Here is a 13,910-nt window from a genome sequence, read left to right on the forward strand (position 1 = left end):
CCACGCGAAAATCCATTCAAACACCTAGATCCAAGGCCAGGAATTGCGTACCCGGAAGCGGGTTGTATACGTAGGCATCCACCGGCTTGAATCCGAGCGAGGCATAGAGCTTCTGCGCCGTGGCCATCGACGCCAGGGTGTCGAGGCAGATGCGCGAATAACCCGCCGCCGTCGCTTCTTCGCACAGATGCTGCACCAGCCGTCGACCTAATGATTCACCGCGCGCCTGGGGCCGCACATAGAGGCGCTTCATCTCGCAAACACGGTCGTCGATGCCGCGCATGGCAATGCAACCCACGGCTACCTCGCCATGCCACGCGAGCAGCAGGCGCCCGCGCGGAGCGGCATATTTTCCGGGCAAGCCAGCCACTTCGTCGTCGAAACCCTGAAACGCCAGGTCAACACCGAGGCCCTCTGCGTACTCGCTGAAAAGCGTGCGTACTTCGTCTGCATCCCGCGGAAATTCCGCGAGACGGATGTCTGCTGTAGTCATGAGAATCCATGCGGTCAATGGGGAAACCGTCGATCCAAGACTTTCTACCACGCCACGTGGACGCTCATCCCCTGCCAGACGGCACCGTCAACTTAACAGTCTAACTTGCAAGATAAACTTCCAATATGTAGGATGCGCGGCATGACCAAATCCTCCGCCCAGCTGGAAGCCGCCGTCACCGACCTCACCGCTGCCGTCGGCCAGCTCTTGCGCAGGGTGCGCTCCAAGGCCGACCCCAGCGAGCTCAACCTGTCCCAGCTCAGCGTGCTGTCCCGGCTCGATCTGGAAGGCGCCATGACCACCGCGGATCTGGCTCGCGCCGAATCCATGAAGCCGCAGTCGATGGGTACGGTGCTCGCCGGCCTGGAACAGGAAGGCCTGGTGCATCGCCAACCGCATCCCACCGACGGGCGCCAGATTCTGTTTGCGTTGACCAGCGCGGGTACCGAAGTAAGACGAAAGCGCGGCATCGCCAAGCGCGAATGGCTGCTGTCCGCCATGGCGACGTTGGAGCCGGCGGAACTGCAAACCGTCATGGCGGCCATTCCTTTGATCAAGCGCCTGAGCGAGTCGTGATCTCTCGTCTCGCCCATCCGCAGTGCTCCATCGAAGAGGAACAACGACCATGATCGACTGGCTTCACGACCTAGCCTATTTCTTCGGCGGCGCGTTTCTCGCCAATGCCGTGCCTCACGTCGTCAGCGGCATGATGGGGCGCGCCTTCCAGACACCGTTTGCGCATCCGCCCGGCGAAGGCTTGTCCTCTTCGACGGTAAACGTGTGCTGGGGCTTCGCCAATTTGCTCGCGGCGTATCTGCTGATCGTGCACGTCGGGCAATTCGATGGGCATGCTGCCGAACCGGTGACGGCGCTCGGCCTGGGCGCATTCCTGCTCAGCCTGCTGACTGCCAAGCGCTTTGGCCGCTTTCATGGCGGCAATCTCTCGTCATGAGTTCTGAAGCGGACGAACTTCATCCGTCGATCTGGAAGATCACTTCCGTCGCGATCCTGGGTTCGTTTCTGGCGCAGCTCGATGCGACCATCGCCAACGTTTCGCTTTCCAGCCTGGCAACCGAGTTGCACACCGGGCTGTCGACCATCCAATGGGTCACCAGCGGCTATCTGCTGGCATTGACGCTGGCGTTGCCGCTGAGCGGCTGGCTGGTGGATCGCATGGGCGCCAAGGCGGTGTATCTGTGGTGCTTCGTGACGTTTACGCTTTCTTCGGCCCTGTGCGGCCTGGCCTGGTCGGCACCGTCCCTGATCGCGTTTCGCGTTCTGCAAGGCATCAGCGGCGGACTGCTGGCGCCGATGGCGCAGATGACCATGGCACGCGCTGCCGGCAAACACATGGCTCGCGTCGTGGGCTACGCCGCGGTACCGGTGTTGCTGGCACCCATTCTCGGCCCGGTGGTTGCCGGCCTGATTCTGCAATACGCATCGTGGCGTTGGCTGTTCCTGGTGAATGTTCCATTCGGGGTGCTCGGGCTGGTTCTCGCCATGGCTTTTTTACCCGACGATCGCCAGGAGATCCGTCCGCGCCAATTGGACTGGCAAGGGCTGGCATTGTTGTCACCCGGCCTGGCCATTCTGTTGTATGGATCCGATCGCCTGAGCGAGGCTCCCGGACAAGCAGCGCTGCTGATCTCTTTCGCACTGCTCGCAACCTTTCTGTGGAAGGCCCGTCGCAAGGGCGAGCGCGCCTTGATCGATCTACGACTGTTCCAGGGCAAGGTCTTCTCCGCGGCGGCCATCACCCAGTTCCTGTCCAATGGCGCCCTCTTCGCCGGGCAGATGCTGATACCGATCTACCTGATCCGCGACTGCGGCCACAGCCCTGCCGAAATGGGCTGGCTGCTGGCGCCGATGGGGCTGGGGATGCTGTGCACCTATCCATCGATGGGAGCACTGACCAAGCATTGGGGCATTCGCAACGTCTCCGCCGGCGGCGCGCTGCTTGCATTGCTCGGCACCCTGCCCCTTCTTTACATGGCCGATCACGCGCTGAGCATCGCGATGCTTACCGTGGCGCTGTTCATTCGCGGTGCGGGACAAAGCGCCGTCGGTATTCCATCCATGTCCGCCGCCTACGCATCGGTCGAACGACAAGCGTTGCCCATGGCCACCACGTCGCTCAATATCGTGCAGCGCCTGGGCGGCCCGATGTTCACCACGCTCTGTGCGAGCTTTCTTGGCTGGCAGTTGGCCACGCGGCAACCCCATCCAGGTTCGGCAACGCCGTACGCCCTGGCTTTTCTTTTGCTCTGCGTCTTGCACGGCGCCACTGCCGTGATGGCCTGGCGGCTTCCCCGTTCCATGGCAGAGGTGCTGGCGCGGCGCCCCGCGGACACAGGTGCAAATGCTCGGTAAAAAAACCGCAGTGCGGTCCCTGGTAACCTAATCGCATCTCTGCCGCGGACACGATCGCCATGCCGTATGAGCAACCCACCGTTCAATCGGCCGTGGTGATTGCCATGCATCTGGTCGACATCGCCGACGCCATCGACCTGGCCAACGTCGAAACGCTCTGGGCCGAACAGAGTCGCCCCGCCAGCGTGCGCAGCAAGCTCAGCAGCACGCCGCCGAAAGCCGTTGCCTTCGGCGTGCCGCCGGTACGCTTGACGCTCGACGACCTGGACCTCCCGCTGATGGGGCAAACTTATCGCGCCAGCGTCGCGGTTCGCCTGTACGACTTCGGGGCGGCGGCCTTTGCGGTACAGGTGCCGGTGACGTCGTGCCGCTGGGAGTCTTACGCGCAGTTGGCAAACGCGGTGGATGCCGCGTTGGGTCCGGGTGCGGACAGTCCGGTGTGGAACCAGTTGCTGGAGCACGTACGCAGCGTGCTGATGCCGGCCCTGACCCGCCCCAGTCCGGCCTCGCTGCACGAAGACTATCTGCTGGGCATCGTGCGCGCCTTCGACGAATCCATCCCCGCCGCCACCATGCACGAGCGGATTGACCTGATTCCCCTGCTTTCCGGCGAGCAACGCCCGCTATCGGAGCAATCGCGCAGAGACATCTTGCAGCAGCGCTTTTCCTACTATGCGGACGATCTGGTCGTACTGACCTGGGACCGCGCCTTCATCTACGAGCCGCGCGGCGACTCGGATGTCGCAGACATCCTGGAAGTCGCCAACGCCCAGTTGCTGGAAATGCGCTACTACGATGAACTGCTCGACGCCGAACTGCCGCGCATGTACGACATGGTGGAAGCGGCCCACCACGCCGGCAATCCGCTGGCGGCACGCCATTTCGCCGACCTTGCCCGCAAGCTGTACACCCTGGTGGCGGAAGTGACTGAAATCACCGAAAAGGTGGACAACGCCCTGCAGGTTACCGAAGACGTGTACCTCGCCCGCGTCTACGCCTCGGCCCTGGACCTGTTTCGCGTCCGTCACGTCAGCGACGCGGTGGATCGCAAGCTGTCGATCATTCGCGATACGTACGCCGCGCTTTACGAGGAGGCTTCCGGCAAGCGCGGGGAATTGCTGGAGGTGGCGATTATCGCCCTTATCGTGGTCGAAATCGTCATTGCAGCATTCAGGCTCTGACGGCAGGATATGCCGGATGGCATTCGATCAGGCAGCGCTGTCGCAAACACACCGGGGAATTCATGCGGCCATTCATTGGCATCACCATCGCGCTTCTGCTGGCCGTCCTTGCAGAAAGCGCTTTCGCACTGCCGCGCCAGTCTTTCACCGTGCGGACACACGATGCCAACGTCACCGTCGATTGCTTTGCGCCATGCGCGGACACGACACATCCGGCGGTACTCATCCTGAGCGGCAGCAAAGGATTTGGCGCACCCGCTTACGACGAAATCGGAAAGACGTTTCGCCATGCCGGCCTGAATGCCTATCTCGTGCACTTTCTTACGCAAACCGACCTGAGCGCCATCGACAGCGCGGGCAGTTCCGCTGCACGCGAGAAATACTACGCGAGCCGCCAGACGCAATGGATCGCGGACGTCAAAAGCGTGCTTGCTTACTTCAACAACCGCCCGGGTGCGCCGGGCAAGGCCGGCATGCTCGGCATATCGCTGGGTGCGGAAATCGCTTTGGCGACGTCAGCCAATGACGCGGATATCGGCGCACTGGTCATTGTCGACGGCAATTTCCCGGACGGTTATTCGCAACCGGTGCACTCGCTGCCACCCTTGCTCTTGATCTGGGGTGGTGCCGACCGGACCTTTCCGCTTCCCGTGGGGCTGGGTCTGCAAAAACTGGCGCGACAGCTAGGCCAGGACCCGGATCTCGAAATCTACAAAGGCGGCGCGCACGCCTTTTTCCTGAAGCCGATGCCGCAGGCACGCGCCGCCCATTGGAGCACCGCCAACTTCCTGGTCTCGCAGTTATCTGCAAGCGGCAAGCCGTAAACAACGGCGTCAGTGAGATACCCGCGTGGCGCAACGCGCTATTCGACGGAGAACAGCGGCTCGTCCTTCTGGCTCGGCTTGCCGACCCGCTCCTTCAGCGCCGCACACGCGTCGGACGCGCGGAACTGCTGCATGGTGACTGCTTTCAGCCCGCCGCTCGCACCATCCGTTCGGCCGCTGATCAGCAATGCTGTCATGGCCTGAAGAATCGGCAAGCTCGGCACCATTTCTTCAACGAACAAGAACTGGCCAGCCTGGTTCACTTCCAGGAAGTGGTAGTGGCCGTCGCGATCGACAGCCAGATCGATGCAACCGAACACCAGGCCAAGCTCCTGCATCAGTGCACGCAACTTGGATTCGACGGCCGCGGGCAAGGCAATGGCTTCTGCTTGCATGTCGACCTGATCGGTGTGGATCCGCCAATCGACGTAACCGCCGGCTGCACGCTTGCGCAGGCTCATGGCGGACAGGTGCTCGCCCACGACGGTGACACGCACGTCGAAAGCCTTCTCAATATAACGCTGATAGATGCCGGGGCAGACAGCGATGGAATCGGCCGGAAGCTCGCTGTGCTGATCGAGCAAAGCCACGCCCACCGAGTGCTGCTCGCCGCTCTCACGATCCATCCATTGATGCATCATGAAGCTCTTGAAAATGATCCGCCCCCACTTCTTCCGCAATGCATCGACCTGCTCGGCATCGGTGGTCACCACGGTATCGGGAAAAGAAATACCCAGGCGCCGGCACGCACTCAACTGCACCAGCTTGTATTCCGCACGAATGGATTCGGGCAGGCGATTGACCCACAAAGCGTCGCCGTACGCTCCGGCAAGACTGAAGACGTTGCGTTGAAACAATTTCCATTCCAGGCGTGCGAAGGCTTCATCGGCCTCCGCGCACGTGGGGTCCGGCTCTTGGATACGCCGATTCCACACGGCGCTTACGCCTTCGGATCCGATCATGGAATCCGACAGATGCTCGCTCTCGCCATCCAGGTGGAACGCATAGTGCACGCCCGGCTTAGCCAGCAACGATGGTGTCAGCACCGGCGCAACGCCTTGTTGTTGCAACGCCCAAGCGACGGCGCATGCGTGAGGGTCGGTATCTGGTGCGAGGATCAGCACACTTTGCTGCATGGAAAACTCCATCCGTAAATAAAACACGCCCCGCATGAGCGGGGCGCGTCTTTCAACCGATCAACCCATCAAAGCGAGTTCAGGCTCCGGGCGCACGGTGTATACGGTGAGAAACAGACCCTTTTCGTTCTGTTCCTCGACGGCCTGTGTTACGTCCATGGCGGTGACGCGTGCAAAGGCGCGTACGGTCGTCGGTGTCACGTTGGATTGCGAAGGCATGGTTGAGAGACTCCTTGGTCATCAAACGGAAAGCCTCCCACGTGAGACGACCGGGAGGCTCGACGAGTCTACGTCCACTTGAAAAGCCAATCCAATGTCTCGACTGCGGCAAATTGTCGATGCGTTTGCAGTTGGGACGTGAGCTCCTTCATCACCAAAGTGAAACCCACGTGAAGCATCGACGAATCATTAAAGTCGAATAGCTTCTATGCCCGGTCGCGAATTTTTTCGCGTCGCTGCATCAGCATTATCGCGTGCAACATGAGGAACAACGGCACGAAGAAAACCGGTATCAACAGCAAGGGCAGCGACGCCATGGGTGCCGTGCTGATCTCTCCCGGCGCGCCCGTGGCTAGCGTGGCAAGCAAGGTTCCCAAGCTGATTGCCACGATGAGATCGATGATGCCGAGCACGTTCCACCGTGCAAATGCAGCGCTGGTGGCAAAGTCTGGCTGGCGCAAGAGAGCAGCCAATATCCATGGCGCGCTGATACCGATGGCCATGTCGCCCGAACCGGCCGGCAGCGCGAACGCTGCCGGCAGCACGTTGTGCGCATACAGGAAGAGAAAACCCAACCCACCCCACCGCCAAGCCTGCATCGCCACGACGAAGCGCGGGTCCAGCGCGATGACAAACCGGCGCAACGCTGGCGAAAACTTCAGCCAGGCGAAGAAAGACAGCAACGGTATGGCTATGCCAAGGCCGATGGCGATAGGTGGTTCGCCTTGATGCCCGATAAAGATGCCGCCGACGCCCAATATCACGACGAGCAGGAACCACGTGGCCAGCACGAGGTAAACACCCAGACGCACACTGCCCGATGTCGAAGACGACGAACCCGCCGAGCGGGGAATGACTGTTGCTGCCATGACAACCTCCAGTCACTTGCATTTTGCAAGTCTAGAGGAAACGTAGCACCATGACTTGCACTTCGCAAGTGACAATCCACTTGAGGCCAGAGACCCCCCACGTGACCACCGACAGACCCTTCATGCGCTCCCCTTGCGCCGTCGCCAGTTCGCTCGACATCGTGGGCGACAAATGGTCGCTGCTCGTCGTGCGCGACTTGCTGCACGGCAAGCACACCTATGGCGAGCTTGCGGATTCGCCGGAACGCATTCCCACCAACATCCTCGCCGATCGCCTCAAACGCCTGGAAAGTGCCGGCATCATTACCAGCACCCCCTATCAACAGCACCCGGTGCGATACGCGTACTCGCTCACCCCTAAAGGCAACGACCTCGGCGAGGTATTGCTGGCATTCGTGCATTGGGGCAAGCGGCACATTCCGGGAACGGTAGTGCTCAAGCAGACGCCTGATACAGGCAAGAGCGCGGCATCGGCGAAGACTTCGCAGCGCCCAAAGGGAGCCAAGACCGGAAGAGCGCGCACAAAAAAAGCGCCGTGAGGCGCTTTTTTCGAGTTTCGCAATGGAGGCCGAGGTCGGAATCGAACCGGCGCACACGGCTTTGCAGGGCGCTGATAAATATGTTTTTCAAAGACTTACAGAGACACCCCCCCCCATCCGTCGCCTTAAGACTTCCCAAAAAAGAGCTATCTCAGGACTGGTTGAAGTGCAGCCGAGGCAAAATGCTGAGTGTTGCCTTCAAAGCGCTCGGCCAACAGCAGCAACGCCCTCTGCCCAGGCCCGTCGGTGTTCTTAGGAACGCCCGCTGTGTGCATCTTCGCCGCAGAGGAAGGCGCGACGGACTCAGCGGGAAACGCAATGGAAGAAGCCGACAGAGTCCGGTTTGGCGATCTGGTGGCGTGGATATCTCATGCCACTTTGCGCCGTGGCCTGCGGAAGTGTTACTCGTATCTGTCGCGACACGTTATCAGCGATGGATTAATTGATGGGCGACCCCGACTCCACCGACTCCACCCTCGATTTCGCTCCGCCGCCCCGATTCCGCCATTTTGTTTCTTTGAAATCAGTTGCGGTCTCTCATTACGAAATTAGCAAGTCTTGCACTTCGCTTTCTCTCCCTAAGGTAAGCTGACAACCAAATCAAAAATACCCAATAGATCATAATCTCAGCAATGACCACAAACCACGCAAAGAAAGGCATAAAGATTTGGCATTTAATCATCCACGTCACCTGCGGAGTTGTCGACACCAGAAGCTTGCCATTTAAAAAAGTCGGAAATCCAATTAGCCCAAGGTCCCCGCAAAACCAAAGAATCACAAAACACACAAATATGACAGCACGACCCAAACTCGGCATTGCAGCCAGATGTCTTCTAAGCCTCACGCGCGTAGCTATTTTTACATTTGTCGAAAATGGACAATAGAGAACAATCATAACCAACGCATAAAAAATCGAGACCATCCACTGAATTGTCATTACATAACTACAATGATCCGCGTTCGTGGCAATTGAAGAAACTGCCTCAATAACCGGAAGATGACTTTCACCAAAGCTTATTATCCAGCGCTCAAGCGGAGGATTAGCAACATGAACAAAAATAAAACTCGTTACGTAGCTAAAAAAAAGTCCAGCCACTAAGAGCACGCGAAGCGGATTAAGCGAAAGCCGACCTTGCAGCGCCAACCGTCTACTGGCACCTCGATTTATTAAAAGCACGCAGCCCCCTTTTTTTTACGGAGCTTGAAAGCCGTCAATATTACCAAGGATTAACAATTTGTATATTTCCATGATTTGGAGCTGGCGAAGGCGGGGTAAGGAAATTGTTGCATTAAAACTGCGCTGCATTCCCGCCATAGAAGCTGCACGTAGCAACGCCTACGGCGACACCTGCAGGCATCGTAATCTCATCGGCAAGACCAAAGCCAAACACCGCACCAAGCTCACCCCCACTTTCAGCACACGCTATCCCGGAAAGCCCAGAGACCACGTGCACAAAAGCACCTTGGTAATTGCCACTTTCATAGTCAGAAGCTACCTCTGCTGTCGTCCTTGGGAACGTGTTGCGCACCGAGGTACCGCGAGATGTTCTCACGCAGCGATCTCTGCAGCTCGCGCTTCTCGTTGAAGTCGTCCGACACCGCATCACGGTCAAGCAGCGTTTCAACACGCCTAACGTATTCGTCGCCCTCCACCCGATCGCCGAAGGTCAGATAAATGGGCTTTGGAATGAGCCGGCGCGCTTAATGGTGTAATGCCGGGCATCCACACGCCTGCGCTTTGTCGTCGCGCTTAAACTCATGGAAGCGAATTTCCCGCGCGCTTACGTGAGCTTGCCACCCAAACTTAGGTGGCAAATCGATTCTTTCAAGCACTTAGCGCAGAGTTTCGGGAAAAGAAAAAGCGCCCAATGGGCGCCAAGTCTTTGTTCGCAATGGAGGCCGAGGTCGGAATCGAACCGGCGTACACGGCTTTGCAGGCCGCTGCATGACCACTCTGCCACCCGGCCATTGCTGGAATGCTCGATCTTAGCGGATCGAGACTTCCTTAAAAAAACAAAACCTCGGCTCACCGAGGTTTTGCGTGAATCTGGAGCGGGAAACGAGACTCGAACTCGCGACCCCGACCTTGGCAAGGTCGTGCTCTACCAACTGAGCTATTCCCGCATCGGAGCGTGCAACTATAGCAGAACCTGTACCAATGTGAATAGGTTGCCCTGCTTTTTTCCAGTGATTCAAGCAACTTGCCACACGTGCTTGAAGTACCCATACAACAAGGCCCCGGGCATTGGCCTGGGGCCTCGTCTGAAAACTGGAGCGGGAAACGAGACTCGAACTCGCGACCCCGACCTTGGCAAGGTCGTGCTCTACCAACTGAGCTATTCCCGCATCGGAGCCGCGCATTTTAGCGGCTGAAACGAAACCGTCAAGCGTTTCTGTCTTGATCGGATCTCAGCGGCGAGGTATCGCCATGCAGGGCCGGCCACGCCGCACGCAGATAGTGCAGGCCCGACCAGATGGTCAGCACCCCGGCGATCACCAGCAGCCCCTCGCCGATGTGGTACAGGCGCAGGGCTTCGGCGTCCTTTTCATGCTGCAGGATGAGCACGATCAGGGCCACCATCTGCATGGCCGTTTTCAGTTTGCCCAGAAACGCCACCCGCACAGTGGCACGCATGCCGATCTCGGCCATCCACTCGCGCAGGGCCGAGATGCTGATCTCCCGCCCAACGATGATGGCCGACGTAATGGCCATGACCACGCCGGGCCAGCCGCCACGGTGGGTTTCGACCAGCATGAACAGCGTCACCGCGACCATCAGCTTGTCGGCTACCGGGTCGAGGAACGCACCGAACTGGGAGGTGAGGTTCAGCCGGCGGGCCAGGTAGCCGTCCAGCCAGTCAGTAACGCCGGCCAGCGCAAAAACGATGGCGGCGGTGATGTTGTGCCCCCTGAACGGCAGATAGAACGCCATCACCATGACCGGCAGCAGCGCTACGCGGAACAGCGTTAGCCAGGTCGGCAAGTTGATGCGCATGGGGCCTTTCCGTTTTTTGTCAGTGTCGCACGTTAGGAGCGGAATGCAGCGGGAAAACTTGTCGCAAGAGTGCCCGCTCTCCGCACAAGGAGGAGTTTGAGCCGTCAGGCGTGAAGTGCGTCATAGATGCGTTCGGCCAGGCCGCGATCAATCCCTTTCACCTGCATCAACTCTTCGACCCCCGCGGCCTCTACGCCAGCCAGGCCGCCGAACGCCTTGAGCAGGGCCGTGCGGCGGCGGGCGCCCACGCCTTGCACATCTTCCAGCACGCTGCGCTCCCGGGCCTTTTCGCGCCGCTTGCGATGCCCGCTGATGGCAAAGCGATGCGATTCGTCGCGTACCGCGGCCACCAGGTGCAGGGCCGGGGAACTGGGGCCGGGATGAATCTCCCGGTTCGACCCGGCCAGGATCAGCGTCTCCTCGCCGGCGCGCCTGCCCGGCCCCTTGGCCACGCCCACCACCTCGATGCCGGCAACACCCAGCTCGCGCAGGACATCCAGCGCCTGCGCCACCTGGGCGCTGCCGCCGTCGATCAGCAGCACGTCCGGCCGGACGCCCTCGCCTTCGGCCACTTTGCGGAAGCGTCGGGTAAGCGCCTGATGCATGGCGGCGTAATCGTCGCCGGGCGTGATGCCGGCGATGTTGAAACGGCGGTAGTGCGATTTCTCGGGCCCTTCCGGGCCGAACACCACGCAGGAGGCGACGGTGGCCTCGCCCCGCGTGTGGCTGATGTCGAAACATTCGATGCGGCGCGGCGGCTCGTCCAAACCCAGCAAGTTCTGCAGGTCTTCGAAGCGCGTACCCAGCGTCTGCCGGCTGGCAATGCGCGAGGTGAGCGAAGCTTGCGCGTTGCGCTCGGCCATTTGCAGGAACTGCGCGCGATCGCCGCGCACGCGCGACTTGAGTTCCACTGCGTGACCGCATTGCTGAGCCAGCACCTCGCCGAGCAACTGCTCGTCGGCGATGGTTTCGCCCAGGATGATTTCACGCGGCACCGGGCGGTCCAGATAATACTGCGCGACGAACTGCGCCAGCACGTCGGCCGGTTCGGCGTCCAGCGGCAGGCGCGGATAGAAATCGCGCGTACCCAGGCTGATGCCGTTGCGGAAGAACAGCACGCTGACACAGGCGATGCCCGATTCGATGCGGCAGGCGATCACGTCCATGTCGGCCGTGGCGCCCTGCACGTGGTTCTGTGCGTGCAGTTTGCGCAATGCCGCCACCTGGTCGCGCAATGCGGCGGCGCGTTCGAAATTCAGCGCGGCACTGGCCTGCTCCATCGAACCGACCAGCTCATCGATCACCGCACTGCTGCGCCCGTCCAGGAACATCTCCACGTGACGCACGTCGCTGCGGTAGTCCTCGGTGCTGATCAAGCCCACGCAGGGGCCGGTGCAGCGGCCGATCTGGTATTGCAGGCAGGGCCGCGAGCGATTGCGAAAGTAGCTGTCTTCGCACTGGCGTACCTTGAACAGCTTCTGCATCAGGTTGAGGCTTTCGCGTACCGCAAAGGCGCTGGGGAACGGGCCAAAGTACCGCCCCGCCTGGTTGCGCGCACCGCGATGGAAGGCCAGCCGCGGATAATCTTCGCCGCCCGACAAATAGATATACGGATAGCTTTTGTCGTCGCGCAACAGAATGTTGTAGCGCGGCTTGAGCGCCTTGATCAGCTGCGATTCCAGCAGCAACGCTTCCGCCTCGGTGCGGGTGACGGTGATTTCGGCGCGCACGATCTGCGCCACCATCGCGGCGATGCGTGGCTCCATGCGCGGCTTCAAAAAGTAGCTGCCGACGCGTTTCTTGAGGTTGCTGGCCTTGCCTACGTAAAGCAGTTCGCCGTCTTCGTTGAAGTAACGGTAGACGCCGGGCGACGTGGTAAGCGTGCTGACAAAGGCCTTGCCGTCGAAGGCCTGGGAGGATGCGGGCTGCATGCGAACGATTTTAGCCGGTTGGCGCGACGTCCGCGCCTGCTTTATCCGCCGTCGCGCAGCCGCCCGATCAAGCCGCGTACACCCTGCTCGGCAAGCACGATGGATTGCACGAAACCGGTGAGTTCCCCGAAGTAGGGATCGGGAAATTCGTGGGGCGGCGCCATCCTGGCCCATTCCAGGAACAGGCAGGTGCGCCTGGCCACTTCTTCCCCGACCATGCGGCGCATTTCCCGCATGTTGTCGCTGTCCATGGCGAGCAGCAGATCGTAGCGCTCGAAATCCTCCAGGCTCAGCTGGCGCGCACGATGCGGACCCAGGTCGTAGCCCGCTCCGGCCGCCGCGGCGCGCATGCGCGGATCGGCCTGCTCGCCCGCGTGCCAGCCGCCGGTGCCACAGGATGCCACTTTGATTTTCAGGCCCGCTTCGGCAAGGCGCTTGCGCGCCACCGACTCCACCAAAGGCGAACGGCAAATATTGCCCAGGCACACGAAAAGGATGGTCTGCACGCTCACGATTGCTTGCTCAGCCACGCTTCGGCGCGCTGCAGATCGGCTTCGGTATCGATTCCCGGCGGAAAGGGTTCGGGAGTAAGGTGCACGGCGATCGGATAACCGTGCTCGAGCACACGCAGTTGCTCGAGGGATTCGGCCTGCTCCAGCGGCGTGCGCGCCAGACCGGTGTATTGCTGCAGGAAACCTGCGCGATACGCATAGATGCCGATGTGCCGAAGAAACGGCAGGTCTTGCGGCAGCGTCTCGCGGGGTGCCGCAAAGGCATCGCGTGCCCAGGGCAGCGGTGCACGACTGAAATAAAGGGCACGTCCCTGAGCGGTGCGTACCAGCTTCACCACATTGGGATCGAACAGCTCGTGCGCGTCGCTGATCGGTGTGGCCAGGGTTGCCATCGGCGCATCGTCCTGCGCCAGGGCCTTGGCCACTTCACAGATGCCGGCAGCCGGCGCAAAAGGCTCGTCGCCCTGGAGATTTACCACAATGGCATCCGCCGGCCAGCGGTAATGCGCGGCGCATTCCGCCAGGCGATCGCTGCCGGAAGCGTGATCGGCGCGAGTCAGGCATACATCCACGCCTTGTCCTGCCAGCGCGTCGACGATGCGTTGATCGTCCGTAGCCACGACTACCTGCGATGCGCCGGCAAGCAAAGCCCTTTGAGCGACGCGAACGACCATCGGCACACCGGCAATGCTGCGCAATGGTTTGCCCGGTAAACGAGTCGAGCCATAACGGGCTGGAATGGCAACGATAAACTCAGGTACAGCAGACGACATGCGGCGCTCGCTATCAGCCCCCTCATCCCATCTGCAAAAAGGGGGCTTGGGGCGTGGGGTTCCTTGAA

Annotated in this window: 15 protein-coding genes and 3 tRNA genes; 6 read left to right on the top strand and 12 right to left on the bottom strand. The window is 60.5% G+C overall.

Annotation, left to right across the window (positions count from 1 at the left end; all coding sequences use genetic code 11):
• Positions 1–16 precede the first annotated feature (16 nt).
• On the bottom strand, positions 17–493 hold the full coding sequence (locus ISS99_RS17365) for a GNAT family N-acetyltransferase (protein WP_204632889.1): 477 nt from the start codon (positions 491–493) through the stop codon (positions 17–19).
• A 141-nt stretch (positions 494–634) separates the two neighbouring features.
• Between ISS99_RS17365 and ISS99_RS17370 the strand changes: the two genes are divergently transcribed.
• The 5 genes from ISS99_RS17370 (at position 635) to ISS99_RS17390 (ending at position 4,868) form a co-directional block, all read left to right on the top strand.
• The gene (locus ISS99_RS17370) at positions 635–1,069 is read left to right on the top strand and encodes a MarR family winged helix-turn-helix transcriptional regulator (RefSeq protein ID WP_204632890.1); all 435 of its coding nucleotides are present in this window, start codon (positions 635–637) and stop codon (positions 1,067–1,069) included.
• 49 nt (positions 1,070–1,118) lie between these two features.
• Positions 1,119–1,445 carry a hypothetical protein gene (locus ISS99_RS17375; protein ID WP_204632891.1) on the top strand — a complete coding sequence of 109 codons (327 nt, stop codon included), beginning with the start codon at positions 1,119–1,121 and terminating at the stop codon, positions 1,443–1,445.
• A complete protein-coding gene (locus tag ISS99_RS17380; protein ID WP_204632892.1) occupies positions 1,442–2,863 on the top strand; it encodes a DHA2 family efflux MFS transporter permease subunit in 1,422 nt (473 codons plus the stop codon). The genes ISS99_RS17375 and ISS99_RS17380 overlap by 4 nt, the downstream gene beginning before the upstream one ends.
• A 59-nt stretch (positions 2,864–2,922) precedes the next feature.
• Positions 2,923–4,044 (top strand): RMD1 family protein, encoded by a 1,122-nt coding sequence (locus tag ISS99_RS17385; protein WP_204632893.1) that lies wholly within the window; start codon positions 2,923–2,925, stop codon positions 4,042–4,044.
• 62 nt (positions 4,045–4,106) lie between these two features.
• Positions 4,107–4,868, top strand: a complete 762-nt coding sequence (locus tag ISS99_RS17390; RefSeq protein ID WP_204632894.1) for a dienelactone hydrolase family protein — start codon at positions 4,107–4,109, stop codon at positions 4,866–4,868.
• Between the two features lie 38 nt (positions 4,869–4,906).
• Here the strand turns inward: ISS99_RS17390 and ISS99_RS17395 are convergent, their stop codons facing one another.
• The 3 genes from ISS99_RS17395 to ISS99_RS17405 form a co-directional block, all read right to left on the bottom strand.
• The gene (locus ISS99_RS17395; RefSeq protein ID WP_204632895.1) at positions 4,907–6,004 is read right to left on the bottom strand and encodes an ATP-grasp domain-containing protein; all 1,098 of its coding nucleotides are present in this window, start codon (positions 6,002–6,004) and stop codon (positions 4,907–4,909) included.
• Positions 6,005–6,064: 60 nt separating this feature from the next.
• Positions 6,065–6,223 (bottom strand): hypothetical protein, encoded by a 159-nt coding sequence (locus ISS99_RS17400; protein ID WP_204632896.1) that lies wholly within the window; start codon positions 6,221–6,223, stop codon positions 6,065–6,067.
• Between the two features lie 206 nt (positions 6,224–6,429).
• Positions 6,430–7,092, bottom strand: a complete 663-nt coding sequence (locus tag ISS99_RS17405) for a hypothetical protein (RefSeq protein ID WP_204632897.1) — start codon at positions 7,090–7,092, stop codon at positions 6,430–6,432.
• A gap of 101 nt (positions 7,093–7,193) precedes the next feature.
• Between ISS99_RS17405 and ISS99_RS17410 the strand changes: the two genes are divergently transcribed.
• A complete protein-coding gene (locus tag ISS99_RS17410; protein ID WP_284343788.1) occupies positions 7,194–7,631 on the top strand; it encodes a winged helix-turn-helix transcriptional regulator in 438 nt (145 codons plus the stop codon).
• 523 nt (positions 7,632–8,154) lie between these two features.
• Here the strand turns inward: ISS99_RS17410 and ISS99_RS17415 are convergent.
• The 8 genes from ISS99_RS17415 to kdsB all read right to left on the bottom strand — a co-directional run bounded on the left by ISS99_RS17415 (position 8,155) and on the right by kdsB (position 13,842).
• Positions 8,155–8,775 (bottom strand): hypothetical protein, encoded by a 621-nt coding sequence (locus ISS99_RS17415; RefSeq protein WP_204632898.1) that lies wholly within the window; start codon positions 8,773–8,775, stop codon positions 8,155–8,157.
• A gap of 749 nt (positions 8,776–9,524) precedes the next feature.
• Positions 9,525–9,598, bottom strand: a tRNA-Cys gene (locus tag ISS99_RS17420).
• Positions 9,599–9,679: 81 nt separating this feature from the next.
• Positions 9,680–9,755, bottom strand: a tRNA-Gly gene (locus ISS99_RS17425).
• Positions 9,756–9,901: 146 nt separating this feature from the next.
• Positions 9,902–9,977 (bottom strand) — tRNA-Gly (locus ISS99_RS17430).
• 37 nt (positions 9,978–10,014) lie between these two features.
• Positions 10,015–10,626, bottom strand: a complete 612-nt coding sequence (pgsA, locus tag ISS99_RS17435) for a CDP-diacylglycerol--glycerol-3-phosphate 3-phosphatidyltransferase (protein WP_204632899.1) — start codon at positions 10,624–10,626, stop codon at positions 10,015–10,017.
• Positions 10,627–10,730: 104 nt separating this feature from the next.
• On the bottom strand, positions 10,731–12,557 hold the full coding sequence (gene uvrC, locus ISS99_RS17440) for an excinuclease ABC subunit UvrC (RefSeq protein WP_204632900.1): 1,827 nt from the start codon (positions 12,555–12,557) through the stop codon (positions 10,731–10,733).
• Between the two features lie 41 nt (positions 12,558–12,598).
• Positions 12,599–13,063 carry a low molecular weight protein-tyrosine-phosphatase gene (locus ISS99_RS17445; protein ID WP_338081590.1) on the bottom strand — a complete coding sequence of 155 codons (465 nt, stop codon included), beginning with the start codon at positions 13,061–13,063 and terminating at the stop codon, positions 12,599–12,601.
• 2 nt (positions 13,064–13,065) lie between these two features.
• Complete coding sequence (gene kdsB / locus ISS99_RS17450) at positions 13,066–13,842, bottom strand: 3-deoxy-manno-octulosonate cytidylyltransferase (protein ID WP_204632901.1); 777 nt, start codon at positions 13,840–13,842, stop codon at positions 13,066–13,068.
• Positions 13,843–13,910: the final 68 nt, after the last annotated feature.

This window comes from Dyella mobilis (assembly GCF_016904945.1).
In the GTDB taxonomy this organism is placed as follows: domain Bacteria; phylum Pseudomonadota; class Gammaproteobacteria; order Xanthomonadales; family Rhodanobacteraceae; genus Dyella_B; species Dyella_B mobilis.